The organism is Streptomyces durocortorensis (assembly GCF_016901035.1).
Lineage (GTDB): Bacteria > Actinomycetota > Actinomycetes > Streptomycetales > Streptomycetaceae > Streptomyces > Streptomyces durocortorensis.
Genome location: NZ_JAFEUF010000426.1, coordinates 1 through 2,915 on the forward strand (window position 1 = coordinate 1; position 2,915 = coordinate 2,915).

The 2,915-nt window shown below is 71.7% G+C and carries 3 protein-coding genes; 1 reads left to right on the forward strand and 2 read right to left on the reverse strand.

Annotated elements, in window-relative coordinates; genetic code table 11:
• Positions 1 to 78: 78 nt before the first annotated feature.
• Entirely contained in the window at positions 79 to 1,284 is a 1,206-nt protein-coding gene (locus JS521_RS34925) for a PucR family transcriptional regulator (protein WP_205086879.1), read from the reverse strand.
• Positions 1,281 to 1,433 carry a hypothetical protein gene (locus tag JS521_RS34930; RefSeq protein WP_205086880.1) on the reverse strand — a complete coding sequence of 51 codons (153 nt, stop codon included), beginning with the start codon at positions 1,431 to 1,433 and terminating at the stop codon, positions 1,281 to 1,283. Before JS521_RS34930 ends, JS521_RS34925 begins: the two co-directional genes overlap by 4 nt.
• Before the next feature lie 185 nt (positions 1,434 to 1,618).
• Here JS521_RS34930 and pgfA point away from each other — a divergent pair, with 185 nt between their 5' ends.
• The gene (gene pgfA / locus JS521_RS34935; protein WP_205086881.1) at positions 1,619 to 2,602 is read left to right on the forward strand and encodes a cell envelope lipid trafficking protein PgfA; all 984 of its coding nucleotides are present in this window, start codon (positions 1,619 to 1,621) and stop codon (positions 2,600 to 2,602) included.
• Positions 2,603 to 2,915: the final 313 nt, after the last annotated feature.

Sequence of the window (2,915 nt, forward strand, 5' to 3'; positions counted from 1 at the left end):
CCCCCCCCCCCCCCCCCCCCCCCCCCCCCCCCCCCCCCCCCCCCCCCCCCCCCCCCCCCCCCCCCCCGGGGTCCGGGCTCAGTCCCGGGCCGGGGCCAGCCGGCCCCTGAGCCGCTGGGCGCGGAGCACCAGGAGCATCTCGAAGCGCTGGTCGGGTTCGTCGATGGCGTCGCCCCAGAGCTCGCGGATCTGCCGCAGCCGGTAGCGGGCCGTCTGCGGGTGGACGCCGAGGCGGGCGGCCACCTCGGGGGCGCCGCCGGGAGTCTCGATCCAGGCGAGCAGGGTCTCGGCCAGCCGCCGCGACTGGGTCGGGCTGAGTCCCTCCAGCGGGGCGAGGCAGCGCCGGGCCGAGGCGTCGATCAGCTCCTGGGCCGGGAGCAGCACCAGCTCCTCCGTCCGCTCGGTGCAGTGCAGCACCTCGCCCTGCGGCAGCAGGTCCTTCTTGATCAACTGGACTGCTGTCTCCGCCCAGCGCAGCGAGGTCGCGGCGGCGGCCAGCGGGACCGCCGGGCCGATCGCCCCGGACCAGCCCGCAGTGGCCCGGCGCAGGGTCTCCGCGCGGCCCGCCGTGTCGGGATCCGGGATGACGATGCGCGGCTGCTCGCTCTCCATCTCCAGCAGGATGCCCTGGCCGACCGCCGGGGCCACCGCCTCCCGGGCCGGGCGGATGAGGACGCCCACCGCGATCGTCTCGGGCAGCTCCCAGCCGATGCGGGCGGCCCGCTCGGCCAGGGTCCGGGTCGATTCGACGCGGTGCTCCATGAGCAGCATCTCGATCAGCTGGCGCTGGAGGCGGAGGCGTTCGCTGGCGCGCCGGGCCGCCGCCTCGGCGTAGCCCCGTACCGACTGTTCCACGAGTCCGTCCAGATACTCGAATCCCGATTCGGCCAGCTCGTACATGGCGGGCGCCGGGATGTCGATCTGCTGGCCGATCTCGGCGAGCCTGCGCCAGGTGAGCCGGACGCCGAAGCGGTAGATGGCCTGGAGCGAGTCGAGGCTGCGGCCCTCCAGGCCCTCGCCCCTTCCGAACTCCTGGAACATCTCCGGCGGCACCCGGGGGTGCGCGCCGGAGGTGAGGTTGTCGACGAACCCCTCGATGGCACGGCGGATGCCGACCAGGGCCAGCGGCTCCCCGGACTCGTCCTCGACCAGGTGGAGGTAGGGGTAGTCCCGGCGGATCGCCTGCAGGATCGTCTGGGCGAGCTCCGGGGCCTCGGACAGGGCGATGGTGGCGAACCGGTCCAGTTGGGACCGGGGCACCTCCTGCCAGGCCGTGCGCGTCATGGAGCCGCCGGTGCGGTGTCGTAACTGATCAGTGGCGTATTGGGCTGGTCGGGCGTGGCGTCGAGCAGTGCCACGACACCGAACGCCGCACCTGTGGCGAGCGCCGCGGCCACCAGTGCGGTGGCGAGAGCGGCGATGAATCTGCGCATAGTCGGGTCAGCTCCTTGCTGGAGGCGATCCCCACCCCGTGAGCCGGGCCCCTCCGGCTGGCACACAGTGTCGACAGGTCATTGACATCTCGTCAAGGCCTTGCCTACTGTTCACGCCAATCAAGGGCTGACCGGCCCGGGGCCCGTGCACCTCCGCGAAGAGATTTCGACCCAGGAGTGCCCGGATGCGCCGCAATGCTTCACCCCTCTCGCTCGTTCTGCTGGGGGCGGGGGTCTTTCTGCTCGTCCTCGCACCACTGCTCGTCTGGTATGTCCAGCCGCATGCCAAGCGCACCCCCATAGACACCGACACGACCACCGTGTTCACCGGGACCGGAAGCTATTTCGACACCGGTGCGGTGGAGACGGTCGACGACGAAACGATCACGATCACCCGGCAGGTGCGCGGGGACGTGGCCGACAGCGAGAAGAGCGGCAACGCCGTCTGGGACGTGTCCACGTCCGTCGACCACGACAAGACGCTGCCCGCATCGGATCCCCGTGACGCCCTCCAGTGGACGCTGGAGCGCTGGGTGACCGACCGCACCACCAACGAGCCGGTGCACTGCTGCGAGGAGTCCCCGACCTTCGACGGGGAGGCGTACCTGAAGTTCCCCTTCGACGTCGAGAAGCGCGCCTACCGCTGGTGGGACAGCACGCTCGGCGGTGTGGTGCGGCTCTCCTTCGAGGGCGAGAAGAAGATCCAGGGATACGCCGGCTACCTCTTCAAGGGCGAGGTCGAGCCCACCAGGACCGGTGTGCGCCAGGTGCCCGGGATCCTCGTGGACCGGAAGAAGACGCCCCAGGTGCTGGCCGAGGAGTGGTACTCCAACAGCGGCATCGAGCTGGTCGTGGACAAGCGCACCGGCCGCATCATCAACGCGGCGATCGGCCCGAAGAAGACGCTGCGCGCGCCCGGCTCGAAGAAGGACGCCGTGGTGCTGCTGGAGAGCAAGCGGGTGGAGTTCACCGAGGCGACCCAGAAGAAGCAGGTCGAGCTGGCGTCGGCGGACAGCGACCGGCTGGCGATGCTCGGCGAGAAGGCGCCGGCCGGAGCGGCCGGACTGGGGCTCGTACTCACCGTCGTGGGGGTCGTCCTCGTGGTCCGGGGGCGCCGAGAGACCCCGGAGACCCGAAACACTCACATGATGACGAGTACGCACACCTGAGTTACCCGCAAGTTGTTGCGCCGGTGAGTAGCCGGGCGGTAACCCGTGCCGAAAACTGTCTATCCCCACCAGAGCACGGCCCCCCGGTCTCCCTTTACCCGTCACATCACGCGCGATCCCCGCCCCGCCCCGTTCTGCCCCTCCGTCCTTCCTGCTACCTCCCTTCTCCACCGTCCGCGGATACCCTCCCCCCGCTTTCCGCGCGTCCCGCGTCCCCGCCCCCCGCGCCGGGTACCCGGGCCCCGGGGCGCAGCACCGCCCGGAAGGCGGCCCGGCAGAACGCGGCGCCCCCCCCCGGGGGGCCCCCCGCCCC

Coding starts and splice junctions, on each gene's coding strand:
- JS521_RS34925 (WP_205086879.1), bottom strand. CDS start 1,284: ATGACGCGCACGGCCTGGCAGGAGGTGCCCCGGTCCCAACTGGACCGG.
- JS521_RS34930 (WP_205086880.1), bottom strand. CDS start 1,433: ATGCGCAGATTCATCGCCGCTCTCGCCACCGCACTGGTGGCCGCGGCG.
- pgfA (WP_205086881.1), top strand. CDS start 1,619: ATGCGCCGCAATGCTTCACCCCTCTCGCTCGTTCTGCTGGGGGCGGGG.